This is a genomic window from Oerskovia sp. NPDC060338, from assembly GCF_042726295.1.
GTDB lineage: Bacteria > Actinomycetota > Actinomycetes > Actinomycetales > Cellulomonadaceae > Oerskovia > Oerskovia merdavium.
In genome coordinates, this window is record NZ_JBHXCQ010000003.1 from 288,523 (window position 1) to 312,167 (window position 23,645).

Genomic DNA, 23,645 nt, shown 5'->3' on the forward strand with positions numbered 1-23,645 from the left:
CCTGCGAATGACTGCGCTGTCAATTGTGAATGACAGCGCAGTCATCTTGCGCGGCCGCAGCGCTGACCGACGGCCGCTCGACGGCCGCCGGACGCTCCGGCACGCCTTCCCGACGACACCGGACGAGCACCCGAGGTACGCCCTCCCGACGGCACCGACGCACCCGAGGGGCGCTTCGTCGTCGGGCCGCACGCCCCCTCCCAGGGACCGATGGGAGACTGGTGGCCATGAGCAACGACACCACCCCCGTCAGCGCCCCGGCCGCGGAGTCCGAGCAGGAGATCGCCGCCCGGAACGACAACCGGTCGCACCGGCCCGACTCGGAGGCCTTCAAGGCGTTCATCACGAGCGGCTGGGCGCCGCGCGCGAGCAGCGACGTCGAGGCCGGCGCCGCCGCCCCGTACACCGCCGCCCGCCGCGCCGAGCTGTCCGCGGGCTTCGCGGGTGCACGCCTCGTGATCCCCGCCGGCCCGCTCAAGGTCCGCTCGAACGACACCGACTACCGGTTCCGCCCGCACTCGGCGTTCGCGCACCTCACAGGCCTCGGCACCGACCAGGAGCCCGACGCGGTCCTGGTCCTGCACCCCGTCGAGCCCGGCACGGGCGACGACGGCTCGAACCACCACGCCGTCCTCTACGTGCGCCCCCTCGCGGCGCGCGACACCGACGAGTTCTACGCCGACTCGCGCTACGGCGAGTTCTGGGTCGGGGCCCGCCCCAGCCTCGACGACGTCACGACCCTCACCGGGGTCGAGGCGGCGCACGTCGACGAGCTGCGCGACGCGCTCGCCAAGGACGTCGGCGAGCACGTCGTGCTGCTCGTCGTCACGGGGGCGGACGAGAACATCGAGGCCCTCGTCGAGGCCATCCGCCTCGAGAACGGCCAGGCCGACGACGCCGCCGCGGACGCCACGCTCGTCGAGGCCGCCTCCGAGCTGCGCCTGGTCAAGGACGCGCTCGAGATCGCGCACATGCGCGAAGCCGTCGACGCGACGATCGAGGGCTTCGCCGAGGTCGTGCGCAACCTGCCCCGCGCGACCGCGCACCGCCGCGGCGAGCGCGTCATCGAGACGACGTTCGACGCGCACGCCCGCCTCGAGGGCAACACGGTCGGCTACGAGACCATCGCGGCCGCGGGCGAGCACGCCACGACGCTCCACTGGATCCGCAACGACGGCCAGGTCCGTACCGGCGAGCTCGTGCTGCTCGACGCGGGCGTCGAGGTCGACTCGCTCTACACGGCCGACGTCACGCGCACGCTGCCCGTCGACGGCACCTACACCGACGTCCAGCGCCGCATCTACACGGCCGTGCTCGACGCCGCCGACGCGGCCTTCGCGGTCGCCGTCCCCGGGGCGCGCTTCCGCGACATCCACGCGGCCGCCATGGAGGTCATCGCCGAGCGCCTCGCCGAGTGGGGCCTGCTGCCCGCGACCGCCGAGGAGTCCCTCGCCCCCGAGGGGCAGTTCCACCGCCGCTGGATGGTGCACGGCACGAGCCACCACCTGGGCCTCGACGTGCACGACTGCGCGCAGGCGCGCCGCGACCTGTACGTCGACGGCATCCTGGAGCCGGGCATGGTCTTCACGATCGAGCCGGGCCTGTACTTCAAGAGCGACGACCTGACGGTCCCCGAGGAGTACCGCGGGATCGGCATCCGCATCGAGGACGACGTCCTGATCACGCAGGACGGCAACGAGAACCTCTCGGCCGCGCTCCCCCGCCGCCCCGAGGACATCGAGGCGTGGATGGCGTCGCTGCGCGACTGACGCACGAGGCGCAGCGGCGACACGCCGCACCGCCGGGCGCACCACCCGGCACGCAGAGGCGGCGGCCCCGAGGACTCCTCAGAGCCGCCGCCTTCGTCGTGCCCTCGGTCGGCCCGTGCAGGGTCGCCGTCCGGGCGCCCGGCGCGTCAGACCGCGCGCGCGACGACGAGCAGCTCGCCGTCGCCCTGCCCGACAGCCTCCCTCCGCCACCCGCCGTCGACCTGCTCGACGGTGAACCCGGCCGCCTCGACGCACCGCCGCACCTCCCCCTCGGCACGGAACCGCAGGGTCGCCGTGCTCGTCAGCACGTCGCCCTCGGGCATCTCGTAGCCGAGCGTGAAGTCGACGACACCGTCACGCTCGCCCGTGACCTCGCTCCAGGTCTGCACGACGCGCCCGTCACCCAGCGCCACCGGGTCGCGGTCTCCGGGAGCGTGCCACGCCTCCCAGGCGCGGTCACGGGGGTCGCGGGTGTCGAAGACGAGGACGCCACCGGGCACCAGGGCCCGCCGGAGGTCCGCGAGGACGCCCGCCCACTCGTCGTCGGCGACGAAGAGCTGGGCCACGTGGCTCGTCATGAGGGCGACGTCGAACGTACCCGCGGGCGCGTCGACGGACGTCCCGTGGATCCAGGTCACGCCCTGGGCGCCCGTCCGACGCCGGGCCGCGTCCAGAGAGGCGCCCGCGGGGTCGACGCCCGTCACCTGGTGCCCGGCGTCGGCGAGGGCGACGGTCAGCCGCCCCGTGCCGCACCCGAGGTCGAGCACCCGCCCGCCGGGACCCTCGGCCGCGCGGGCGAGGAAGTAGTCGTCGTCCCGACCCCACGTGTTCTGGGCGTCGTAGACCTCGACGAGGCGGGCGTCGCGGAACTCGGCCTGGTGCGCGGCGGGGTGCATGGCGGGGTGCATGGCGTCACGCTATCCGGCCGCCCGTGCGCAGGTCGCCTGAAATCCACCTCTTGTGTACGCCACACACAGTGCGTATGGTCTACACAGTGTAGGAAGTACACAACAGTCTGCGACGCACACGGAGGTAACGATGCCCGACCCGATGATCGACGTCCGGGGGCTCACCCGGTCCTACGGAGACCACGCCGTCCTGCAGGGCGTGGACCTGTCCGTCCGACGAGGCGAGATCTTCGCGCTCCTCGGACCCAACGGCGCGGGCAAGACGACCGCCGTCAACATCCTCACGACCCTCGTCCGGCCCGACGCCGGCACCGCGACCATCGCGGGGCACGACGTCGTCCGCCAGGCCGCCCGGGTCCGCGAGGTCATCGCGCTCACGGGCCAGTACGCCTCGGTCGACGAGTTCCAGACGGGCGAGGAGAACCTCGCGATGATGGCCACGCTCGCGCACCTGCCCCGCGCGACGGTCAGGGCCCGCACGGCCGCGCTCCTCGACCGCTTCGACCTGACCGACGCCGCCCGGCGACGCGTCGAGACCTACTCGGGCGGCATGCGACGCCGCCTCGACCTCGCGATCAGCCTGGTCGCGAACCCGCAGGTCCTGATCCTCGACGAGCCGACCACGGGCCTGGACCCGCAGTCGCGCTCCGAGCTCTGGGACGTCGTCCGCGAGCTCGCGGCCGACGGCATCACGGTCCTGCTCACGACCCAGTACCTCGAGGAGGCGGACCGGCTCGCCGACACCATCGCGGTGCTCGACGGCGGACGCATCGTCGCGCGCGGGACCACGAGCGAGCTCAAGGCCCTCGTCCCCGGCCAGCACGTGCGAGTCGACGTCGAGGACTCCCACGCGCTCGCGTCCGTCCAGGAGATCGGGCTCGAGATCTCGGGGATCGACGAGAAGGACCTCGCGGCGACGATCCCGACGACGGACCCGCTCCGCACGGTCCGCGACGTCCTGGCGCGGGCCGACGAGCAGGGCATCCCTGTCACCGGCGTGTCCGTGGTCAAGCCCTCGCTCGACGACGTCTTCCTCGCCCTCACGGGGTCGCGCGCCGCGCGCACCGCCCGCCCGCCGCAGAGCACCTCGGGCACCCCGTCCGTCCCCACCCGGCCCGCGGCCTCCCCCGCGACGACGAAGGCAGGCCTGCGATGAGCACCACGGCACCGACCACCACGCGGCGACCCGTACCCGACCGCGCCTCGCGCACGGCCCCGAGGGCCGTCCGCCAGTCCCCCGCGACCGCGCTGCGCGACGTCTCGGCCATGACGGGCCGCGAGCTGCGTCGCACGCTGCGCAGCGTCGACGGGCTCGTCACGGCGCTCATGCTGCCCGTCCTCATCATGCTCGTGTTCGTCATCGTGTTCGGTGGCGCGATCGAGGACGACGGGAGCTACGTCGACTACGTGGTGCCCGGGATCCTGGTCCTGTGCCTGGGCTTCGGTTCGGCGACCGCCGCGCTCTCCGTGGCCCAGGACATGACGAGCGGAACGATCAACCGTTTCAAGACCCTGCCCATCTTCGGGCCCTCGGTCCTGTGGGCGCACGTCCTGGCCAGCACGGTCCGCAACCTCGTCTCGGCCACGCTCGTCCTGCTCGTGGCCGTCGCGCTCGGCTTCAGCCCGGGAGCCGACCTGGGCGGGTGGGTGGGCATCGCGGGCCATCTCGCCCTCATGGTCCTCGCGTTCACGTGGCTGAGCTGCCTCGCGGGCCTTGTCCTGAGCGTCGACGCCGCGGCGAGCTTCAACATGTTCTTCCTGTTCGTGCCCTACCTGTCGAGCGGGTTCGTACCGGTCGAGACCATGCCGACGTGGCTGCACGGCTTCGCGACGCACCAGCCGTTCACGCCCGTCATCGAGACGTTGCGTGCACTGCTCTCGGGGACGTCGACCGCGGGGCAGCTCGTGCCGGCGCTCGCGTGGCTCGTCGGCATGTTCGTGGTCTCGTGCGCCGGGGCGTCGATCCTCTACCGACGTCGGACGGCGCACTGAGGGTGCTCGGCCCGTGCGGCCCACGCCCCCTCGCCCGTCGCGGCGCAGACCTGCGATCCCGCACGGACCGGCGATGATGTACCCATGACGGACACCACCGATCCCGGCCTGCCCCACGCCATCGCCCTGGCGTGGGGCGTGGCCGAGAACCCGCAGCGCGGCCCTCGGCGCGAGCTGAGCATCGAGCGGATCGTCGAGCAGGCCATCGAGATCGCCGACGCCGAGGGGCTCGGCGCGCTCTCGATGAGCAAGCTCGCGGCAGCCCTGGGGTACACGACCATGTCGCTGTACCGCTACGTCACGAGCAAGGACGACCTGCTGCTCCTCATGCAGGAGCAGGCGATGGACATCGATCTTCCCTCGGGGGCGCACCCCGAGCTCACCGCGGTCATGGAGGGGCGGATCCCCGCGGGCGAGGGGCCCACGTGGCGGCGCGGCCTGCGCGAGTTCGCGCTCGCCTCCCTCGCGGTCTACGAGGCCCACCCGTGGTTCCTCGACGTCGCGGTCCAGGGCGTCCCGCTCACGCCCAACAACCTGCGGTTCGTCGACCTGGGTCTGCGCGCGATGCACGACACGTCGTTGTCCGACGCCGACAAGCTCGCGATGATCATGCTCGTCACGAGCTACGCGCAGAGTGCCGCCCGGATCCAGCGCGAGCTGCGCGGAGCCCGGCAGGACCCCGGTGGGCGCGACGTGAGCGGGGCCGCGTACGCCGAGGTCTTCTCCGAGCTGGTGACCCCCGAGAGGTTCCCGTACCTGCACCCCGTGGTCGCCTCGGGCGCGTACCTGAGCGACGACGACGGGGTCGACGACGTCGTGTTCGGACTCGAGAGGGTCCTCGACGGGATCGGGGTCTACGTCGAGCGGACGCCCGTCGAGCGCGCCGAGTCTCCGCTCCCTCCGCACGAGGCGCGCGAGGCCGCCGAGCTCTACGCGCGCGACGCCAAGGTCAAGGAGGCGTCCAGGGCCCGCCGCGAGGCGGAGAAGGCCGTGCGCGAGGCCGAGAAGCGCCTCAAGGAGGCGCGCAAGCGTGAGCGGGACGCGGCCAAGGCCGCAGCGGAACGCGCCGCGCGCGACTGAGCGGTGGCCGGGGTCCGCTCCGGCCACCTCCTGACCGCCGGGCGTCGGTGCGGCCGGTCAGCCCCCTGGCCGCTCGTCGGTGGTCGAGGAGCGTCGAGACAGCCAGCCGGGCAGGTCTCCGACAGGTCGTTCGTCCGCCACGTCGGCGAGCGCGTCGACCAGCGCGTCGAACCGCGCGTCACCGAGCCGGAGCCGCCACGCGTCCATGACGCGCTCGAACCCGGCCGCGCTGGCCGCCAGGAACTCCTCTGCACGGGGCGTGCGGCGCAGCAGCACCGCCCTGAGGTCTCCCGGGACCGGCTCGCGGGAGACGTACCCGGACTTCTCGAGGCCGGCCGCCGTCTTGGCCGCCGCCTGCTTCGAGACGCCGAGCCGCTGACCGAGCTCGTTGATCGTGCACCCGTCGGGCCCGATCGCCTGGAGCGCGAACCCGTGCAACGGCCGCACCTCGGGGTACCCCTGCTCGGCGAGGTCGTCGTGGAGCGCATCGATGCTGCCGCGGAACGCGCCCGCGAGCAGGAGCACGACGCGCCATCCAGGTTCGCTCATCTCAGGACCTCCCTGTCGACAACATGGTTGACGATATCGCGGTGGCGTGGTTCCGTTGATGGACAACCATGTTGTCAATCCAGGGAGTCGACATGCCTGACCTCAAGATCGCTCGCTCGGACACCCGCGTCACCGAGACACCGAACGCCTCGATGACGACGCTCGCCTCACCCACGCAGGGCGGCACCACGACCGTGAGCCTGTGGCGCGTCGTCATGCACGCCGGTCAGCAAGGTCCTCAGCACTCGTTCGACAGCGAGCAGGCGTGGCACGTGCTCGACGGCGCAGCGACGGTGGCCGTCGACGACGAGACCGTCGACCTGTCGGCCGGAGACACCGTGGTGCTGCGCGCCGACGCCTCACGCCGGGTCAGCACCGCGTCGGGCGCCGAGTTCGTCGTCACCGGCCTCGCCGGCGCTCTGGCGACACCGATCTCACCCGAGGGTCCCGGCGAGCCGGTCTCGCCCCCCCCTGGATCGGATAGCCCCCTCCGCCCCGCGAGCACCACCTGTCCCCTGCCGGACGGCGGAGGAGCGACCCGGGGGCATCGCGCCGGGGCCGTGGCAAGGACCTAGCGCGTGCCCGACGACGTCTCGTCCGTCGCGCCGTCGGCTGCGGCCTGGGCGTCGGTCGCCGGACGGGTGTGCCCCTCGGCAGACGCGCCGTCAGCGGGAGCGGGCGGCGTGACGTCGCTGCGCATGGCTCCGTAGCGCGGCGCGCCCGAGGGCGTCGTCCAGCGCGGGTCCGGAGTCCTGACCGGAGGGGCCGGCTGGGCCGGGGCGTCGGCCGTCTGGACCGGTGTCGCGACCGGAGCGGGCGCCTGCGGAGCCGGCGGCTGCTGGGCCCCCCACGTCTGGCCCGGCTGCTGGCCGGGCGCCTGGCCCGGCTGTCCCCACTGGCCCGGCTGCGCGGGCGGCCCGGCCGGTCCCGCGACCGGCGGGACCTGACGCGCGATGGCCGCGGCGCCGTCGGGCATCTGGGACAGGAGGCGACGCGCGTCGCCCGCGCGCTCCGCGAGGCACAGCAGCGAGTACGACGACGCCACGATCTGGCTCGACGACGTGAAGTCGCGCTTGCCCCCCGTGAGCGAGTACGACAGGACCGAGAACAGCAGGCCGAAACCCGCACCCAGACCGATCGCGGCGAGCATCAGCCCGCCACCGCTGTTGAACATGTACAGCAGCAGACCCACGAACAGGCCGAACCACGCACCGGACGCGAGGCCCGCGAGCGCCACCCGGCCGTACGTGAGACGGCCCATGACGCGCTCGACCATGCGCAGGTCGGTGCCGACGATGGTCACGTACTCGACGGCGAACTTGTTGTCGGAGAGGTAGTCGACGGCCTTCTGCGCCTCGAGGTAGGTCGCGTAGGACGCGATCTGCTCCCCGCTCGGCGGCGTCGGGACCTTGGGCGCGGAATTGGGACGAGTCATGCTCATCTGCCCAGTCTCCCGTACATGTCGGTGTGAGGCGAGGGGGTTCGCTCTGGGGGTATCGCCGCGGGAGGGACCGCGTCGAGGGAGAGGGCCGGCACCCTCTCCCTCGACGACGTCCCTCGGCCTCCCGGGAGGACCCCGTCAGGCCGCGTTCAGCACACCCAGCAGGCGCACGACCTCGTCGCGCATCGCGTCGCGGCCCGCACCGAGGTACTTGCGCGGGTCGACGACGGCCGGGTTCTGGTCCAGGTAGGTGCGCAGCGCCCGCGTCAGGGTGTTGTTGAGGTGGGTCGAGATGTTGATCTTGGTCATCCCCTCCTCGACGGCACGCGTGAGGTCGGCGTCGGCGACGCCCGAGGACCCGTGCAGCACGAGCGGCACGGGCACGACCGCCCGCAGCTCGGCGATCCGCTCGAAGTCGAGCGCGGCCGTGCGGTCGGTCATGGCGTGCGACGAGCCGACCGCGACCGCGAGCGCGTCCACGCCGGTCGCGGCGACGAACGCCACGGCCTCGGCCGGGTCGGTGCGCACGCCCGGGGCGTGCACGCCGTCCTTGCCGCCGACCTTGCCGAGCTCGGCCTCGACGAAGACCCCGCGGGCGTGGGCCTCGCGCACCACGTCGGCCGTCGCCTCGACGTTGGCCTCGTAGTCGAGCGCGGACCCGTCGTACATGACCGAGTTCAGGCCCAGCGCGATGGCCTCGCTCACGAGCGCGCGGTCCTCGGCGTGGTCCAGGTGGACCACGACCGGTGCGCTCGACGCGCGGGCGATCGCGAGCGTCGCGAGAGCGATGGGTTCGAGGCCGCCGTGGTACTTCGCGGCGTTCTGGCTGATCTGCAGGACGACGCCCGTGCCGGCACGGGCGGCCGCGGCCACGAAGGCCTCGGCGTGCTCGACCTGGATCACGTTGAACGCGCCGACCCCCCGACGCTCGGCGCGGGCTCCGTAGATCAGCTGGCTGGCGGTGACGAGCGGCATTCAGTCCTCCGTGGTTCTCGGGGTGTCGTTCACGTTCTCGGTCAGGACGCGGTCGGCGAGCAGCCGCACGTCCTCGGGGTCGACCTCGCCCGCGACGGGCTGCAGCACCGCTGCGGCCGACGTGGCGACGGTCAGGGCCAGGCGCTCGGCCCAGGGCCGGCCGACGCTCACCGCGAGCGCCGCCATGGCCGCGTCACCGGCGCCGGTCGGGTTGCCGTGCACCGGGGCGTCGAGCCGGGCCCGCGCCGCGGGCGCCGTGGACCCGGGCTCGAACGCCGCGAGCCCCTTCTCGCCGTCGGTCACGACGACGTCGTGCGCACCCAGGCGCTGCAGCGCGGCCACGCCCTGGGCCAGGTCGGGCGTCCCGGTCGCCTCGGCGAGCTCGGCGCGGTTGGGCTTGATGAGGTCCGCGCCCGCCTGGGCGGCCCAGAGCAGCCCGGGCCCCGACACGTCGACGTGGACCGGGCAGCCGGCCTCGCGCAGCGCACGCACCAGACCGGTGAACCGGTCCTGCGTCGTGCCGGGAGGCAGCGAGCCGGAGATCGTCACGACCGGGCGGTCCACCGCGAGGCCGACCGCGGTGCGGACGAGCAGCCCCCACTCCTCCTCCGTGAGCACGGCCCCCGGTTCGTTGAGGACCGTGGGGTGACCTCCGTCGTCGGGCCCTGCGTGCTCCGGGACCACCGCGACCGCCTGCCGCAACGCACCCGCCACCGGGACGAGCGTCGCGGGCTGGCCCGCGGCCTCGAGGTCGGCCGCGAAGGCCGGCGCGAGGATGCCGCCCACGGGGGCGACCGCGACCGAGACGCCGCCCAGCGCGCGCACGACGCGCGCGACGTTGACCCCCTTGCCGCCCGCGCGGGCCGCGACGGACCGGACCCGCAGCGCCTCGCCCGGGTCCAGACGGTCGACGCCGTAGGTCACGTCCCACGCGGGGTTGGGTGTGAGGCACAGGACCCGGACCTGCCTGCCGGCCGTCACAGCGCCTCCAGCGCCGCAGCGGTCACGGCGTCCCACGCGAGGACCGACGCCCCGTACGTGCCGGCCGCCGACCCGAGCGTGGCCGGGACGAGCCGGGGCGCGGGATGGATCGTGAGGTACGAGCGCACCGCGGCGTCGAGCGGGACCATGAGGTCGTCACCCGCGCGCACGAGACCGCCGCCGATCACGACGACCGGCAGCGCGAGGAGGCGGACCATCTCGGCGACCAGCTCGCCGAGCCGGTCGATCGCGCGGTCCCAGACCTCGCGGGCCACGACGTCGCCCGCGTGGGCACGTGCCAGGACCTCGGCCGAGCCGGGGACCTCGTCGGACGTCGCGCCCGTGAGCTCGCGGTAGCTGCGCGCCATGCCCGCGGCCGACGCGAACGTCTCCGCACAACCGGTGCCACCGCAGGGGCACGACGCCCCGCCGTGCGCACCACCGTGACCGATCTCGCCCGCGTACCCGCCACCCACGTAGACCTGACCGTGCAGCACGACCGCCGCGGCGATGCCCGTGCCGATCGACACGTAGGCGTGGTCGGGCGCTCCGCGGCCCGCACCCAGGCGGGCCTCGGCGAGGCCCCCCGCGCGCACGTCGTGGCCGAAACCCACGGGCAGGCCCGTCGCGTCCGCGACGACCTGCCGCAGCGGCAGGTCGACCCAGTCGAGGTTCTCGGCGCTCACGACGAGGCCCGCCGACTCGTCGACCGTGCCCGGCACCGCGAGGCCCACACCCAGGACCTGGTACCCCGCGGGCACCTCGGCACGCAGCGCCTCGACGGCCGCCAGGACCGCGGCGACCGAGGCCTCGGGGCCGTCGGCCGCGCGGGTCGGGGTGACCCGCTCGACGAGGATCTCGTCGAGCGCGTCCGGGTCGCTGCCGCGCGTGACGATCGCGGACTTGATGTCGGTCCCGCCGACGTCGAGCGCGATCACCGCCCGACGCAGGCCCGCCCCCGGGGCCCCGGTCGCCGCCCCTCCGTGGGACGGCGACAGGAGCTCCGGGACGGCGGGGAAGGCGAGCTGCTCTTCCCCGACCATCATGATGCCGAGTCCTCCAGGATGATCGAGCGCGTCAGGTGGCGCGGGGCGTCGGGGTCCAGGCCCTTGCGCTCGGCGTTCGCGACCGACAGGAGCTGGCAGCGCACGAGCGTGAGCTGCGCGTCCTCGTCGAAGCGGACCACGAGGGCCCCCGTGCGCTCGATGTCCTCGACCAGGCCCGGGACCTCGGCACCGAGCAGGAAGACGGCGCTGGTCTCGTCGGAGATGCTGATGGGGCCGTGGCGGTAGTCCATGGCCGGGTACGACTCGGCCCACGCGAGGGACGCCTCGCGCATCTTGAGCCCGGCCTCGTTCGCGAGCCCCACGGCCATGCCGCGACCCAGGAACGTGAACTGGGTGCGGGCCAGCACGGCCTCGGGGACCTCCCAGCCCACGACCTCTTCCGCCGCGGTCGCGAGCGCCTCGATGTCGTCGCCCAGTCCCGCGCGCAGGAGCGTGAGCGCGGCCGTCGCGAACCGGGTCTGGACCACGGACTGCTCGTCGGCGAAGGGCATCACGACCACGTCGTCCGCTGCGCTCGCGCCGGGCGAGGTCGGGTCGCCGACGATCGCCAGGGTGCGCTGCTTGCCGTCGAGCACCTCGAGGAGGTGCAGGATCTCGGTGGTCGTCCCGGAACGGGTGATCGCCACGACACGGTCGTACTCACGGCCCGCCGGGTACTCGCTGCCGGCGAACGCGTCCGTGACCCCCTGACCCAGCTCCTCGCGGCGGGCCGCGTAGGCCTGGGCGATGAACCAGGACGTGCCGCAACCGACGATCGCGACGCGCTCGCCCGGCTGCGGGAGGACCGCGGCGCTCTCGGCGGCGAGGCGGGCCGCCTCGCGCCAGACCTGGGGCTGGCTCGCGATCTCGACGCTGACGTGGGAGGTGCTCATGGTGATGTCAAACCCTTCTGGTGTGGCCACCGGGCTGCGCGGTCGGCGCGGTCCGGCGTCCGTCGTGGTGCGGACGTGTGAGGCGGGAGCGGCGAGGTCTCGTCCTAGACGACGATGACCTCGACGCCTGCATCCCGCAGGGGCGCGAGCTGTTCCTCGGTCGCGCCCGAGTCGGTGACGAGCGTGGTGATGCGGGAGATGTCGCAGATCTGCGCGAACGAGCGCTCGCCGACCTTGTCGGAGGTCCCGACGGCGATCACGTGGCGCGAGTGCTCGACGAGCGCGGACGTGACCCCGGCCTCGTCGGGGTCGCCGCACGTGAGCCCCGCCTGGGCGTCGATGCCGACCATGCCGAGCACGAGCACGTCGAGCCACAGGGTGCGGGCCATGCTCACGGCCATGGGGCCCGTGAGCTCGTAGGACTGGGCGCGCGCCGTGCCGCCCAGGCACACCGTGCGCAGCTGCGGGCGCAGGACCAGCTCGGCGGCGATGTTGAGCGCGCTCGTCACGATCGTGTAGACGTGCTCGCCGTTGCGGGCCGCGTGCTCGGACCCCTGGTCCGAGAGCTCGCCGAGCGCCTTGGCGACCAGGGTCGTGGTGCGCCCGCCGTTGAACCCGATGACGGCCTGGTCCGCGTGGCGCTGCGTGACCAGGTGGGCCGCCGCCTCCGCGAGACGCTGGCGGTCGTCGAGCTGCTTGCCGTACCGGCCGGGCAGGCCGTACGCGACCGAGGCCGCGACGATCCCCCCGTGGGTACGGTGCGCGAGCTGGCGGTCGGCCATCTGGTCGAAGTCCCGGCGCACGGTCGACTCCGAGGTGCCGAACAGCTCCGCCACCTCGGTGACGGAGAGCCGGCGGCGGTCCGCCAGGAGCGCGAGCATGCGCTCCCAGCGGACCGACTTGCTGAGTCCGCCCGACGGCTCGGCGGCAGCGCCGCCGAGCTCGTGGGTCGCGTCCTCGATGCGTGTCACTTGATGCTCCCTGCGGTCAGACCTCCGACGAGACGCTTCTCGATGATCGCGAAGAGGATGATGACAGGCACGATGGCGACGATCGAGACGCCGAACACGTACTGCCACGCCGAGTCGTACTGACCCACGAACTTCGTCAGCGCCACGGACAGCGGCTGGTTGCCGGCTGTCGAGAGAATGACGAGGCTGGCGGCGAACTCGTTCCACGCAGCGACGAAGGTGAAGATGATCGCCGTCACGATACCGGGCCAGACCAACGGCAGGTTGATGCGGAACAGCGTCGCCCAGCGCCCCGCACCGTCGATCTGCGCGGCCTCGTCGATCTCCTTCGGGACGCTCGCGAAGAAGCTGTGCATGATCCACACCGCGAACGCCAGGTTGAAGGCTGCGTTGACCAGGATCATCGCGAGCCAGGTGTCGACGATCCCGAACGCGAGGAACTGTCGGAACAGGCCCGCCACGAGCACGGCCGGCTGGAGCATCTGCGTGACCAGCACGAGGAACAGGAAGGCCATGCGGCCCGGGAACCGGAAGCGGGCCGTGAAGTACGCGGCCGGCAGGGCCACGATCAGGACCAGGACCGTCGCCGCGACCGAGATGACGATCGTGGAGACGAGGTTCTGCGGGAGCGGCGTCTCCGGCGTGGACCACATGGTGACGTAGTTGTCGAGGTGCCACTGCTCGGGGAAGTACGTCGGTGGGATCCGCAGGATCTCGGCACGGCTCTTGAGCGAGCCGAACAGCATGATGCCGTAGGGCAGCAGGAAGAGCAGCGCCACGAGGATGCCCGCGACGACCCGCCCGGGGATCGACCCGCCCGAGCCGGGGCCGCCGGTCGCGTACCTCGAGGCCTTCTTGAGGGGCTGGGCGGGACGGGCGTCGGGCTCGCGCGTCAGGACTCCGTTGCTCACTCGTCCACTCCCTTCATCGGCTTGACGATGCGCATGTAGAGCGCGATGACCGCGATCACGATCACGAAGTTCACGACCGACAGGGCGCTCGCCTGGTCGACCGCACGGTCGGACTGGATGAGCTTGAAGATGAGCGTGGTCGTGGTGTCCGCGTCGTACCCCGGGATCGACCCCGTCATGAGTCGCAGGATCGGCAGCGAGTTGAAGACGTTGATGATGTTGATGATCGCGGCGACGGCGAGAGCCGGCTTGAGCTGCGGCAGGATGATCGAGAAGTAGACCTGCCGGTGCGAGGCGCCGTCCATGCGTGCCGCCTCGACCACGTCGCCCGGGATCGACTGGAGCCCGGCGAGGAGCGTGTACGTCGTGAACGGCAGCGAGACGAACACCGCCACGACGATCGCGACGACGAACGCCGACGTGGCGTTCTTGGTGAAGCCGAAGTCCGGGCTGTCGAGGATGCCGACGTCCGCCAGGAACTGGTTGATGATGCCGTAGTTGGGCTGGAGCCCGTAGTACACGACGGTCGTGGTCATCACGACGCTCGCGGCCCACGGGACGATGACCGCGAGGCGCACGATCTGCCGGCCCGGGAACTGCTTGTTGAGGAAGTTCGACAGCGCGAGCGACAGGACGACCGTGAGGGCGACGACGGCGACGACCCACACCGCGGTGTTCGCGAGCACGCGAGGCAGCGCGGGGATGGCGAAGACGTCCAGGTAGTTCTGGAACCCGGCGCTCCCCCGGTCGATGCCCGACTGCGAGATGTCACGGGTCGAGCTGAAGACCATGTACCCCGCGGGGAACAGGACGATCAGGATGATCAGCGCGAGGCTGGGACCGATCCAGGGAAGTGCGGTGAGCAGGTCCCGGAACGAGCGGCGTGGCCGCTCGGGTGAACCGGCGGCTGGCGCCGGGGCGGTGGTGGTGGTCGAGCTCATCGAGGTCCTTCGGTGCCGGGTCCTGGTCCCCGCGGGGCGGCCGGTCGAGCCGGCCGCGCGCCGCGGGGACCAGGACTGCTGGACGGGCAGTTACCGGTCCGGGGTCAGGAGTCGGCCTTGGCCTGGATCTCCTGGAGGACCGCTGCCGCGTCCTTGCCCTGCGCGACCTGTCCGATGAGCGACTGCATCGCCCCCTGCGTGGCCGACCACTGCGGGTTCGTCGACGGGTAGAACTGCGCGTCGGGCAGGAGCGCGAGGAACGGAGCGATCGACTCCTTGGTCGCGAGCTCCTCCGAGCCGGACTTCGTGACGGGGATGAAGCCCTCGGCGTCGACCCACGGCACGTACACGTCGGGCGTGTAGTAGTAGTCGAGGAACTTCGTGATCGCGTCCTGCTTCTTGCCGTCGTTCTTGAACGCCATCAGGTGGTCGGCGACCCCCAGCGTGACGGGCGAGCCGTCCTTGGTGGCGATCGGCGCGGTGCCGTAGTTCAGGTCGGGGTTCTTCTCGGCGATCTGCCCGATCGTGGGCGGCAGGCCGACGATCATGCCGATCTTGCCCTGGATGAACGTGTCGATGAGGGGCGTGCGGTCGGACGCTCCGGCGTCGGGCTGCGTGAGCCCGCTCGTGGCGAGCTTCTGGAAGAACTGCGTCGCCTCGAGGTTCTCCGGGGTGTCGACCGTGATCTCGGACGCGTCGCCGTAGCCGCCGCCTCCGCCGAAGAACCAGATGCCGGCCTCGGCCTGAGCCTCCTCCGAGCCGAGCGGCAGGCCGTAGCCGTACACGTCGCCCAGCGCAGAGATCTTGGTCGCCGCTGCCTCGAGCTCGTCCCACGTGGTGGGGGGCGCCGCGACGCCCGCCTGCTCGAAGATGTCCTTGTTGTAGAACATGGTGCGGGCCGAGGCGATGAGCGGCAGACCGTACTGCTTGCCGTCGATCGAGGCGTTCTCGACGAACGACTCCTGGAAGTCCGCGATGGTCTCGGGCGAGAGGACCTCGTCGGCCGAGTAGAGCAGGTCGTCCTCGACGAACCCTGCGAAGGCGTCGATGTTGAGGATGTCGGGGGCCTGGTTCGACTGGACCTTGGTGCGGACCACGTCGTTGATGTTGTCCCAGGACTGGACCTCGAGCTTGACGTCGATGTCCGTGTTCTCGGCCTCGAAGCCCTTGATCACGTCCTCCCAGAGCGACTTCGTCTGGTCGGAGTAGGTGGGGACCAGGAGGTTCAGGGTCGTGGCGCCGTCGGCCGCCGTGCTGTCGCTGCCGCTGTCGCCGCCGAAGCCGCACGCCGAGAGGGCGAGGCCCGCGACGATCGTCATGCTGACGAGCCGGATCGGGTTCTTCATGAGTACTTCCTCCGCTTCATTGCTTTGAGGTGTTGCTCGAGCTGTGTCGCTGCAGGGTGCTCTGCCGCGATGAGGGCTCCGTCACGTTCCGTCATCCAGGATGACAGATCTTGATCGATTGCGCCTCGTTGGTTCCAGATTCAAGCAGGTTCAACTCGTCTAGTCCAGTGGTCTCTCCCCGAAAGAAGGTCACGACTTGGCCACGGTCCGCACGCCCTCGCAGGACGACGCCCGCCGTGCGAGCAGCGCGCCCGACCGCACCCACCTCGCGCGGCCCGTCGGGGCGCCGCCCCCACGGGTGGTGCGTAGTCTTGCGACGTGAGTGCAACTACCCGCGTCTTCGTCGCGCGCCTGGCCGGTACGGCGGTGTTCGATCCCCTCGGTGACCAGGTCGGACGCGTGCGTGACGTCGTCGTCCTGCTCCGTCCCAAGGGCGCTCCGCGCGCGGTGGGTCTCGTGGTCGAGGTCCCCGGGAGACGGCGCGTGTTCCTGCCCCTGACCCGCGTCACGAGCATCGACGCCGGGCAGGTCATCAGCACCGGGCTCGTCAACATGCGCCGCTTCGAGCAGCGCGCCATGGAGACCCTGGCGGTCAGCGAGCTCCTCGACCGCACCGTCCAGTTCGTCGACGGGTCGGGGTCCGCGACCGTCGAGGACCTCTCGATCGAGAAGCAGCGCACGGGCGACTGGCTCGTCAACCAGCTCTTCGTGCGCCGCCAGACCGCCCCCAACGCGCTCGGCATCCGGCGGCGCGGCGACGCGTTCGTCGTCGAGATCGGTGCCGTCACGGGGCTCGCCGGCACACCCGAGACCCAGGGCGCGGCCCGTCTGCTCGCGGCCTACGACGACCTCAAGCCGGCCGACCTCGCCGACGTCCTGCACGACCTGGGAGACACGCGCCGCCTCGAGGTCGCCACGGCGCTCGACAACGAGCGCCTCGCCGACGTCCTGGAGGAGCTGCCCGAGGACGACCAGGTCGCGATCCTCTCGGGCCTCGACACCGACCGTGCCGCCGACGTCCTCGAGGCCATGCAGCCCGACGACGCCGCGGACCTCCTCCACGAGCTCCCGCAGGAGCAGGCCGCCGAGCTCCTCGAGCTCATGGAGCCCGAGGAGGCGCGCGACGTCCGACGCCTGCTCGCCTACGACGAGGACACCGCAGGCGGCCTCATGACGACCGAGCCCGTGATCCTCGGCCCCGAGACGACGATCGCCACCGCGCTCGCCCAGATCCGCCGCCAGGACGTGCCCCCGGCGCTCGCCGCGATGGTGTTCGTCGTGCGCCCGCCGCTCGAGACCCCCACGGGCCGCTTCCTCGGCATCGTGCACTTCCAGAAGCTCCTGCGCGAACCCCCGCACGTCTCGGTCGGGTCGGTGCTCGACTCGGACATCGAGTGGGTGCGACCCGACGCGCCGCTCGGGCGCGTCACGCGCCTGCTCGCGGCCTACGACCTGCTCGCGCTGCCCGTGCTCGACGACGAGAAGCGCCTGCTCGGCGCCATCAGCGTCGACGACGTGCTCGACCACATGCTCCCGGACGACTGGCGCGAGACCGACGACGAGTCCGAGGAGACGAGCCTGGGCACCCAGACCCCCGCGTCGTCCGCGTTCCCCGTCCGCCGAGGAGGTCACCGTGGCTGAGCGCCTCGACACCCCCAAGGCCGCGCGCCGCACCCTGCTGCCCCGCGTGCGGGTCGAGCAGGACGCGTTCGGCAAGATCTCCGAGGGCATCGCCCGCTTCATGGGCACCCCGCGGTTCCTGCTCTACATGACGGTCTTCTGCCTCCTGTGGCTCGGGTTCAACACCTGGGGACCCGAGTCCCTGCGGTTCGACTCTGCCGCGCTCGGCTTCACGGCCCTGACCCTGATGCTCTCGCTCCAGGCGTCCTACTCGGCACCGCTCATCCTGCTCGCGCAGAACCGCCAGACGGACCGCGACCGCGTGAGCGCCGAGCAGGACCGCCAGCGCGGCGAGCGCAACCTCGCGGACACCGAGTACCTCGCACGGGAGATGGCGGCGCTGCGCATCGCGCTGAGCGAGGTCGCGACGCGCGACTTCGTCCGCTCCGAGATCCGCAACCTGCTCGAGGAGCTCGACGAGAAGGAGACCGAGCGCGCGGAGGCGGCCGAGGCCGCCCGCGGCGACGGCACGGAGCCCGGGCTCGACGCCCCGCTCCCCCGGTCCTCCCCGTCCTCGCGGTCGGGGGCGCGCGACGCGCGCCGGTCCTCGGGAGGCGGCCGCCGTGCGGACGCCCCGCCGGAGCCGCGCTGACGCGAACGGCTACTGCGTCTCCTGCACCGCGACCGCCCGCAGGCGGTCCGCGAGCGCCGCGTCCCCGCGGACGACCAGCCCGTCCCGTTCCCCACGCCCCCAGAGCCACAGGTCGAGGTCCCAGGCGGCCCCCGAGACCTGCGCGCTCGTCGATCCCGGCAGGTCCACGAGCTGTGCCGAGTCGAGGTCGTACGCGGTGCCCGACTCGGGCCCGGTCCCTGTGAGGCGCCCGAACGCCAGCTCCCACGAGCGGGGTGTCTCGCCCGGCCCGTCGACCGCGACCGAGATCGTGCTCCCGTCGGGAGCAAAGGTCGCCCACTCGGGGATGCCGTCGACCAGCACGCGCAGGATCTCGTCGACCCCGTCCGCGGCCACCTCGGGGTCGGCGCTCGTGACGTCCCGGCCCGCGGTCTGCTCGGCGTCGACGCGATGGACGAGGGCCTCGTGCGCCTGCCGGCGCCGGACCCAGCCGACGGTACGGCCCGCGTCGTGCCACGACCAGCACGGCTCGTGGGGGTCCCGGCCCGCGAGCGCGGCGAGCAGCCGGGCGGTCGCCTCGGCGGCGAGCGTCGGCAGCGCCGCGTCGTCGTCGGGCCGTCGGAGCGTGCGCACGTCGTCGCCGTCGAGCCCGCGCCCTTCCGCAGGCCCGACGACGGCGCTCCAGAAGTCCTGCACCTCGGCCAGGTGGTACGTCAGGTCCGCCGCGCCCCACTCGGGGCAGGCCGGTACGCGCGCGTCCGGCCGCGCCGCACGGACGGCGTCGAGGAAGAGAGCCGAGTCACGGGCGATCGAGGCGAGGGCGTCCATCCTCGAACGCTAGACGCCCGCTTAGGATGGGGCCATGGCTGGCGGCTCCGCAACACCCACGACCGATGCACTCGAGGACCTCGTCCGGACGGCTCTGACCCAGGTCATGGACCCGGAGATCCGGCGCCCCGTGACCGAGCTGGGGATGGTGCGCTCGGTCGACGTGAGCGTCGACGCCGCTGCCCCGGGGGGGGCGCACGTCGTGGTCGGCATCGACCTGACCGTCGCGGGCTGCCCCATGAAGTCGACCCTGGTCAAGGACGTCACGGCGGCCGCGCAGACCGTGGCCGGTGTCGGGAAGGTCGACGTCGACCTGGGCGTCATGAGCGCCGAGCAGCGATCGGAGCTGCGCACCATGCTGCGCGGGGGTGTGGGCGAACCCGAGATCCCGTTCGCCAAGCCGGACTCGTTGACCAAGGTCTACGCGATCGCCTCGGGCAAGGGCGGCGTGGGCAAGTCGTCGGTGACCGCCAACCTCGCGGTCGCGCTCGCCGCGGACGGCCTCAACGTGGGCGTGGTCGACGCCGACATCTACGGCTTCTCGATCCCGCGCATGCTGGGCGTGGACCGGGCTCCGACGCGCGTGGACAACATGCTGCTGCCGCCCGTCGCGCACGGGGTCAAGGTCGTCTCGATCGGCATGTTCGTGCCGCAGGGGCAGCCCGTGATCTGGCGCGGTCCCATGCTGCACCGCGCGCTCCAGCAGTTCCTCGCGGACGTCTACTGGGGCGACCTGGACGTGCTCCTGCTCGACCTGCCGCCGGGCACGGGCGACATCGCGATCTCGGTCGCCCAGCTCCTGCCGTCGAGCGAGATCGTGGTGGTCACCACCCCGCAGGTCGCGGCCGCCGAGGTCGCCGAGCGCGCGGGGTCGATCGCGACGCAGACGCAGCAGGGCGTGCTCGGCGTCGTCGAGAACATGTCGTGGCTCGAGCAGCCGGACGGGTCCCGGCTCGAGCTGTTCGGGTCCGGAGGCGGGGCCAAGGTCGCCGAGAACCTGTCCAAGGCGACGGGCGGCACCGTGGAGCTCCTCGGACAGGTCCCGCTCGACGTGACCCTGCGCGAGGCCGGTGACGCCGGCACGCCCGTCGTGCTGACGAACCCCTCGTCGCCGGCCGCGGTCGCGCTGCGCCAGGTCGCGACGCACCTCGCGACCCGCAGCCGCGGGCTCGCAGGCCGCCGCCTCGGGCTCTCGCCCGTCTAGGCCTCGTCACCTCACACGTCCCGCACCCGGGCCCGGTCCGTACCGACCGGGCCCGTCGTCGTCGGGCCTCTCCTCTCCCCGGGCCCACCCGGGGATCCCGACGAGTGCCGACTGCGCGACCGCACCTCACGCCGGGCGCGGCGACCGGACGCGCGGTCCCCGTGGTCCTCCTCCGGTGTATGGTGCGCAGATCGTTTGTCAGAAGTGCGACCAATGAGGGTTGTCCAGGGGGACACAGGCAGACATCGCGGCAGGAAACTGACCCGATCGTGATCTTTCACGCATCCATCTCATACCTGGGGTGGATACGTGGGCGCTCGCCCACCCCCTAGTCTTCCCAGAGCATGCCTGGACCTTGAGCTGTCGGCTCATCGGATTTCACCTGGAGACCTGCCGTGGGCGTCACACGCCGGATCATCTTTCCTACCCTTCGTCTCGTGATCTGGGCGGTGATCGCGGTGACCCTGGTGGTGATCGCGTTCAAGTCGGCCCCCCAGGCGGCGGGCGACGCCGAGACCCCGTCGGCGGTCGTGACACTTCCGCAGGTCGCGGTCGCCAAGGGACCCATCACCAACACCGTGACCCTCACGGGGTCCGTCGTCGCGGACCCGGCGAGCGAGGAGAAGGTGACCCAGCTCGGCAAGGTCACCGCCGTGCACGCCAAGGTCGGTGACGTCGTCGAGGCCGGTGCCCCGCTCCTCGAGGTCACGCTCGAGACCCCGCAGGACCCCCTGATCACCACGAACAAGGAGACGGGCGAGGAGAAGGTGACCGAGCGCAAGCCCAAGGTCACCCGGACCACCATGAAGGCCGGCTCGGCCGGGACCGTCGCGACGTTCACCGCGATCAAGGACCAGGAGGTGAGCGTCGGCGAGACGTTCGCGTCGATCTCGCCCGGAACCCTGTCGGTGACGGCGTCCATGCTCCCCGAGCAGCAGTTCCGCCTCCTGACGATCCCCACCGAGGCGACGGTCACGGTCACGGGCGGCCCCGCCCCGTTCACCTGCACCTCGTTGCGCATGGGCACGGCGGCCGCGGCATCGACCACCGGGGCCGAGGAGACGGGCAACGAGCCCGGCGCGACGCCCTCGGCGTCGATCACGTGCGCGGTCCCCGCGGGCACGGTCGTGTTCGCGGGCCTGGCCGCCAAGCTCGAGGTGACCGCGGGCTCGGCCGAGGATGCCCTGCTGGTCCCCATCACCTCGGTCCAGGGCTCGGTCGAGACGGGCAACGTGTGGGTCGTGGCCGAGGACGGCACGAACACCGAGAAGGCCGTGAAGCTCGGCATCACGGACGGCTCGCAGGTCCAGATCGTCGAGGGGCTCGCCGAGGGCGACCTCGTCCTCGAGTTCGTGCCCGGCCAGGACGTCGCTCCGGTCGACGAGGGCATGATGTACGGGGGCTCGGCCGGATGAGCCTGCTCGAGCTGCACGGCGTGACCCGGTCGGTCCGACTCCCCGACGACCGGATCCTTCAGATCCTGCGCGGGATCGACCTGACGGTCGACGCGGGCGAGCACGTCTCGATCGTGGGGCGCTCGGGGACCGGCAAGTCGACGCTCCTGAACATCCTGGGCCTGCTCGACACCCCCACGGCCGGCGAGTTCCTGCTCGACGGCGTGCCCATCGGCCGCCTGTCCGGCCGTGTCCGTGCACGCCGGCGCGGCGCCGACTTCGGCTTCGTGTTCCAGCAGTTCAACCTTCTCCAGGCCCGTACGGCGCTGGAGAACGTCGCGGCCCCCCTGCTCTACGCCCAGGGCAAGCAGTTCTGGAACCGCAAGAGGCTCGCAGCCGAGATGCTCGAGCGCGTCGGCCTGGGCGACCGCCTCGACACCATGCCGGAGAAGCTCTCGGGCGGCGAGCAGCAGCGCGTCGCGATCGCTCGCTCGCTCGTCCGCGGCCCCCGCGTCATCCTCGCCGACGAGCCCACGGGCGCGCTCGACGTCGACACGGGCGGCGAGGTCATGGACCTGCTCGACACGATCGCCCAGGAGAACGGGTCCGCTCTCATCGCCATCACCCACGACCTCGCGGTCGCCTCGCGCGCCAAGCGCCACTTCCGCCTCGCGGAGGGCGTCCTGGCGCCCATCGCGATCGGCGCCCGCAGCGCGGGATCGCTCGACGGGCTGGGCACGACCATGGAGCACGTGCCCGACGGCGAGGACCACCAGGCGGAGCACGTCGCCGTGCCGCTGGGGACCGTGGCATCGGCAGCGGCGGCCACCGGCTCGGCCGGGGCGCACGGCTCCGGCTCCGGCTCCGGCAGCACCCTCGACGACCTCTTCGGCGACTCGGTGGTGGCCTCGTGACCGGGTTCTTCGGCGCCCTGGCGGAGGCCTGGGACGAGCTGCGCGTCCACAAGCTCCGCGTGCTGCTCGCCCTGATCGGCGTGGCGGTGGCGGTCTGCGCGATCACGACCATCACCGCGGCCGGCGACATGCTGCGCCAGGTCTCGGCCGAGTCCAACGAACGCTGGGGCGGGCGACCCGCGACCCTCAACGTCTCGGCCTGGCCCACGGGCCAGGAGATGCCGGGCGTGGAGGAGTACGTCGCGGCGTACGACGACATCACGGCACGCTACGAGGTCGAGTACTCCTCGATGGTCATGTGGGCCCAGACCCCCTTCCGGTTCCCGGGCGGGACCATGGAGACCCAGACCAACGCGGTGAGCGCCGACTGGGCGACCATGCACCGGTTCGTGGTGGACGGCGGGCGCTGGTTCACGGAGGCCGACGCGGAGAACCTGTCGCCTGCCCTCGTGGTCAACCATGCCTTCCTCGAGGCCCTGGGCCAGCGCATCGAGGACCATCCGACCATCGTCATCGGCGGCGAGAACCCTGTCCTCGCGACGATCGTCGGCACCTACCCGGACAGCTGGCCCGGCGAGGGACCTGCCGCCTACATGCTCGTGGAGTCCCACCTGCGGTGGGCCTCCCCCACGTCGCTCGTGAACTCCGGCGCACCGTCGCTCGAGCTCTGGGTCCCCACGGACACGGCCGACGTGCTCACCGAGGCCGTCCGCCGCGACCTCACGGGCGCGATCCCCGGGACGCAGGTCGAGGTCAGCCGCATGGACAGCCCCGACATGGGCATGATCGACGGCGCGACCAAGTGGCTCATCCTCGGTGTCAGCACGATCGCCCTGCTGCTCGGTGGACTGGGGCTCGTCAACATCGCCCTCGTGACCGTCCGGTACCGGATCCGTGAGATCGGCATCCGACGCAGCTTCGGCGCCTCGTCCGGGCGCGTCTTCTTCTCGGTGCTCATGGAGAGCGTCGTCGCCACGATCGTGGCCGGGGTCGTGGGCGTCTCGCTCGCGATCGTGATCCTGCACAACGTCCCGCTCGACACGCTCATGGGCTCGACCGTCCAGGACCGCCCGGGCTTCCCGGCCTCGGCAGCCGTCACGGGCATGGTCGCCGCGGTGAGCGTCGGCGCGCTCGCCGGGCTGATCCCCGCGCTCGTCGCGGTACGGGTCAAGGTGATCGACGCCATCCGCTACTGATCGGCGCGGACCGACGAGCACGCGGCCGTCCACCTCGCGGGGTGGGCGGCCGTCG

23 protein-coding genes are annotated in these 23,645 nt (G+C 72.3%); 11 read left to right on the forward strand and 12 right to left on the reverse strand.

All coding sequences use genetic code 11. The features are described 5' to 3' along the window. The first annotated feature begins 227 nt into the window (after window positions 1-227). Entirely contained in the window at window positions 228-1,769 is a 1,542-nt protein-coding gene (locus ACFWGN_RS05410) for an aminopeptidase P family protein (protein ID WP_377616016.1), read from the forward strand. A gap of 146 nt (window positions 1,770-1,915) precedes the next feature. On the opposite strand, the gene ACFWGN_RS05415 is transcribed toward ACFWGN_RS05410, so the two are convergent. Continuing rightward, complete coding sequence (locus tag ACFWGN_RS05415; RefSeq protein ID WP_377616017.1) at window positions 1,916-2,677, reverse strand: class I SAM-dependent methyltransferase; 762 nt, start codon at window positions 2,675-2,677, stop codon at window positions 1,916-1,918. Window positions 2,678-2,807: 130 nt separating this feature from the next. Between ACFWGN_RS05415 and ACFWGN_RS05420 the strand changes: the two genes are divergently transcribed. The 3 genes from ACFWGN_RS05420 to ACFWGN_RS05430 all read left to right on the forward strand — a co-directional run bounded on the left by ACFWGN_RS05420 (window position 2,808) and on the right by ACFWGN_RS05430 (window position 5,749). Next, on the forward strand, window positions 2,808-3,833 hold the full coding sequence (locus ACFWGN_RS05420; RefSeq protein ID WP_377616018.1) for an ATP-binding cassette domain-containing protein: 1,026 nt from the start codon (window positions 2,808-2,810) through the stop codon (window positions 3,831-3,833). Beyond that, on the forward strand, window positions 3,830-4,669 hold the full coding sequence (locus ACFWGN_RS05425; protein ID WP_377616019.1) for an ABC transporter permease: 840 nt from the start codon (window positions 3,830-3,832) through the stop codon (window positions 4,667-4,669). Before ACFWGN_RS05420 ends, ACFWGN_RS05425 begins: the two co-directional genes overlap by 4 nt. 84 nt (window positions 4,670-4,753) lie before the next feature. Then, window positions 4,754-5,749 carry a TetR/AcrR family transcriptional regulator gene (locus ACFWGN_RS05430; protein WP_377616020.1) on the forward strand — a complete coding sequence of 332 codons (996 nt, stop codon included), beginning with the start codon at window positions 4,754-4,756 and terminating at the stop codon, window positions 5,747-5,749. A 57-nt stretch (window positions 5,750-5,806) separates the two neighbouring features. On the opposite strand, the gene ACFWGN_RS05435 is transcribed toward ACFWGN_RS05430, so the two are convergent. Further along, window positions 5,807-6,298, reverse strand: a complete 492-nt coding sequence (locus tag ACFWGN_RS05435) for a MarR family winged helix-turn-helix transcriptional regulator (RefSeq protein WP_377616021.1) — start codon at window positions 6,296-6,298, stop codon at window positions 5,807-5,809. A 92-nt stretch (window positions 6,299-6,390) separates the two neighbouring features. On the opposite strand from ACFWGN_RS05435, the gene ACFWGN_RS05440 reads away from it, so the two are divergent. Continuing rightward, window positions 6,391-6,873, forward strand: a complete 483-nt coding sequence (locus ACFWGN_RS05440; RefSeq protein ID WP_377616022.1) for a cupin domain-containing protein — start codon at window positions 6,391-6,393, stop codon at window positions 6,871-6,873. Here ACFWGN_RS05440 and ACFWGN_RS05445 read toward each other — a convergent pair. The 9 genes from ACFWGN_RS05445 to ACFWGN_RS05485 all read right to left on the reverse strand — a co-directional run bounded on the left by ACFWGN_RS05445 (window position 6,870) and on the right by ACFWGN_RS05485 (window position 15,803). Next, window positions 6,870-7,739, reverse strand: a complete 870-nt coding sequence (locus ACFWGN_RS05445) for a general stress protein (protein ID WP_377616023.1) — start codon at window positions 7,737-7,739, stop codon at window positions 6,870-6,872. The genes ACFWGN_RS05440 and ACFWGN_RS05445 overlap by 4 nt on opposite strands. A 138-nt stretch (window positions 7,740-7,877) precedes the next feature. Next, window positions 7,878-8,714, reverse strand: coding sequence for a class II fructose-bisphosphate aldolase (locus ACFWGN_RS05450; RefSeq protein WP_191801199.1), 837 nt, complete (start codon window positions 8,712-8,714; stop codon window positions 7,878-7,880). Continuing rightward, on the reverse strand, window positions 8,715-9,695 hold the full coding sequence (locus ACFWGN_RS05455) for a 1-phosphofructokinase family hexose kinase (protein WP_377616024.1): 981 nt from the start codon (window positions 9,693-9,695) through the stop codon (window positions 8,715-8,717). Further along, window positions 9,692-10,741, reverse strand: a complete 1,050-nt coding sequence (locus tag ACFWGN_RS05460) for an ROK family protein (RefSeq protein WP_377616025.1) — start codon at window positions 10,739-10,741, stop codon at window positions 9,692-9,694. The genes ACFWGN_RS05455 and ACFWGN_RS05460 overlap by 4 nt, the downstream gene beginning before the upstream one ends. Then, a complete protein-coding gene (locus ACFWGN_RS05465) occupies window positions 10,738-11,634 on the reverse strand; it encodes an SIS domain-containing protein (RefSeq protein ID WP_377616026.1) in 897 nt (298 codons plus the stop codon). The genes ACFWGN_RS05460 and ACFWGN_RS05465 overlap by 4 nt, the downstream gene beginning before the upstream one ends. A 104-nt stretch (window positions 11,635-11,738) precedes the next feature. Further along, on the reverse strand, window positions 11,739-12,605 hold the full coding sequence (locus tag ACFWGN_RS05470) for a DeoR/GlpR family DNA-binding transcription regulator (RefSeq protein WP_235534247.1): 867 nt from the start codon (window positions 12,603-12,605) through the stop codon (window positions 11,739-11,741). Beyond that, on the reverse strand, window positions 12,602-13,516 hold the full coding sequence (locus ACFWGN_RS05475; RefSeq protein WP_377616027.1) for a carbohydrate ABC transporter permease: 915 nt from the start codon (window positions 13,514-13,516) through the stop codon (window positions 12,602-12,604). Before ACFWGN_RS05475 ends, ACFWGN_RS05470 begins: the two co-directional genes overlap by 4 nt. Next, on the reverse strand, window positions 13,513-14,457 hold the full coding sequence (locus tag ACFWGN_RS05480) for a carbohydrate ABC transporter permease (protein WP_377616028.1): 945 nt from the start codon (window positions 14,455-14,457) through the stop codon (window positions 13,513-13,515). The genes ACFWGN_RS05475 and ACFWGN_RS05480 overlap by 4 nt, the downstream gene beginning before the upstream one ends. Window positions 14,458-14,561: 104 nt before the next feature. After that, window positions 14,562-15,803, reverse strand: a complete 1,242-nt coding sequence (locus ACFWGN_RS05485) for an extracellular solute-binding protein (RefSeq protein WP_377616029.1) — start codon at window positions 15,801-15,803, stop codon at window positions 14,562-14,564. 318 nt (window positions 15,804-16,121) lie between these two features. Between ACFWGN_RS05485 and ACFWGN_RS05490 the strand changes: the two genes are divergently transcribed. Continuing rightward, a complete protein-coding gene (locus tag ACFWGN_RS05490) occupies window positions 16,122-17,444 on the forward strand; it encodes a magnesium transporter MgtE N-terminal domain-containing protein (RefSeq protein WP_191801211.1) in 1,323 nt (440 codons plus the stop codon). Beyond that, window positions 17,437-18,075 carry a DUF1003 domain-containing protein gene (locus ACFWGN_RS05495; RefSeq protein WP_377616030.1) on the forward strand — a complete coding sequence of 213 codons (639 nt, stop codon included), beginning with the start codon at window positions 17,437-17,439 and terminating at the stop codon, window positions 18,073-18,075. The genes ACFWGN_RS05490 and ACFWGN_RS05495 overlap by 8 nt, the downstream gene beginning before the upstream one ends. 9 nt (window positions 18,076-18,084) lie before the next feature. Here the strand turns inward: ACFWGN_RS05495 and ACFWGN_RS05500 are convergent, their stop codons facing one another. Further along, a complete protein-coding gene (locus tag ACFWGN_RS05500; RefSeq protein ID WP_377616032.1) occupies window positions 18,085-18,882 on the reverse strand; it encodes a maleylpyruvate isomerase N-terminal domain-containing protein in 798 nt (265 codons plus the stop codon). A gap of 34 nt (window positions 18,883-18,916) precedes the next feature. Here ACFWGN_RS05500 and ACFWGN_RS05505 point away from each other — a divergent pair, with 34 nt between their 5' ends. The 4 genes from ACFWGN_RS05505 to ACFWGN_RS05520 all read left to right on the forward strand — a co-directional run bounded on the left by ACFWGN_RS05505 (window position 18,917) and on the right by ACFWGN_RS05520 (window position 23,590). Next, window positions 18,917-20,086: an Mrp/NBP35 family ATP-binding protein gene (locus tag ACFWGN_RS05505; RefSeq protein WP_377616033.1), complete on the forward strand. Its 1,170-nt coding sequence runs from the start codon at window positions 18,917-18,919 to the stop codon at window positions 20,084-20,086. Window positions 20,087-20,523: 437 nt separating this feature from the next. After that, window positions 20,524-21,501, forward strand: a complete 978-nt coding sequence (locus ACFWGN_RS05510) for a secretion protein HlyD (protein WP_377616034.1) — start codon at window positions 20,524-20,526, stop codon at window positions 21,499-21,501. Then, window positions 21,498-22,394, forward strand: a complete 897-nt coding sequence (locus ACFWGN_RS05515) for an ABC transporter ATP-binding protein (RefSeq protein ID WP_377616035.1) — start codon at window positions 21,498-21,500, stop codon at window positions 22,392-22,394. Before ACFWGN_RS05510 ends, ACFWGN_RS05515 begins: the two co-directional genes overlap by 4 nt. Beyond that, window positions 22,391-23,590 carry an ABC transporter permease gene (locus ACFWGN_RS05520; protein ID WP_377616036.1) on the forward strand — a complete coding sequence of 400 codons (1,200 nt, stop codon included), beginning with the start codon at window positions 22,391-22,393 and terminating at the stop codon, window positions 23,588-23,590. Before ACFWGN_RS05515 ends, ACFWGN_RS05520 begins: the two co-directional genes overlap by 4 nt. The last annotated feature ends 55 nt before the right edge of the window (window positions 23,591-23,645 follow it).

Coding starts and splice junctions, on each gene's coding strand:
- ACFWGN_RS05465 (WP_377616026.1), bottom strand. CDS start 11,634: ATGAGCACCTCCCACGTCAGCGTCGAGATCGCGAGCCAGCCCCAGGTC.
- ACFWGN_RS05445 (WP_377616023.1), bottom strand. CDS start 7,739: ATGAGCATGACTCGTCCCAATTCCGCGCCCAAGGTCCCGACGCCGCCG.
- ACFWGN_RS05505 (WP_377616033.1), top strand. CDS start 18,917: ATGGCTGGCGGCTCCGCAACACCCACGACCGATGCACTCGAGGACCTC.
- ACFWGN_RS05435 (WP_377616021.1), bottom strand. CDS start 6,298: ATGAGCGAACCTGGATGGCGCGTCGTGCTCCTGCTCGCGGGCGCGTTC.
- ACFWGN_RS05430 (WP_377616020.1), top strand. CDS start 4,754: ATGACGGACACCACCGATCCCGGCCTGCCCCACGCCATCGCCCTGGCG.
- ACFWGN_RS05450 (WP_191801199.1), bottom strand. CDS start 8,714: ATGCCGCTCGTCACCGCCAGCCAGCTGATCTACGGAGCCCGCGCCGAG.
- ACFWGN_RS05420 (WP_377616018.1), top strand. CDS start 2,808: ATGCCCGACCCGATGATCGACGTCCGGGGGCTCACCCGGTCCTACGGA.
- ACFWGN_RS05415 (WP_377616017.1), bottom strand. CDS start 2,677: ATGCACCCCGCCATGCACCCCGCCGCGCACCAGGCCGAGTTCCGCGAC.
- ACFWGN_RS05410 (WP_377616016.1), top strand. CDS start 228: ATGAGCAACGACACCACCCCCGTCAGCGCCCCGGCCGCGGAGTCCGAG.
- ACFWGN_RS05460 (WP_377616025.1), bottom strand. CDS start 10,741: ATGATGGTCGGGGAAGAGCAGCTCGCCTTCCCCGCCGTCCCGGAGCTC.
- ACFWGN_RS05485 (WP_377616029.1), bottom strand. CDS start 15,803: ATGAAGAACCCGATCCGGCTCGTCAGCATGACGATCGTCGCGGGCCTC.
- ACFWGN_RS05480 (WP_377616028.1), bottom strand. CDS start 14,457: ATGAGCTCGACCACCACCACCGCCCCGGCGCCAGCCGCCGGTTCACCC.
- ACFWGN_RS05425 (WP_377616019.1), top strand. CDS start 3,830: ATGAGCACCACGGCACCGACCACCACGCGGCGACCCGTACCCGACCGC.
- ACFWGN_RS05440 (WP_377616022.1), top strand. CDS start 6,391: ATGCCTGACCTCAAGATCGCTCGCTCGGACACCCGCGTCACCGAGACA.
- ACFWGN_RS05515 (WP_377616035.1), top strand. CDS start 21,498: ATGAGCCTGCTCGAGCTGCACGGCGTGACCCGGTCGGTCCGACTCCCC.
- ACFWGN_RS05500 (WP_377616032.1), bottom strand. CDS start 18,882: ATGGACGCCCTCGCCTCGATCGCCCGTGACTCGGCTCTCTTCCTCGAC.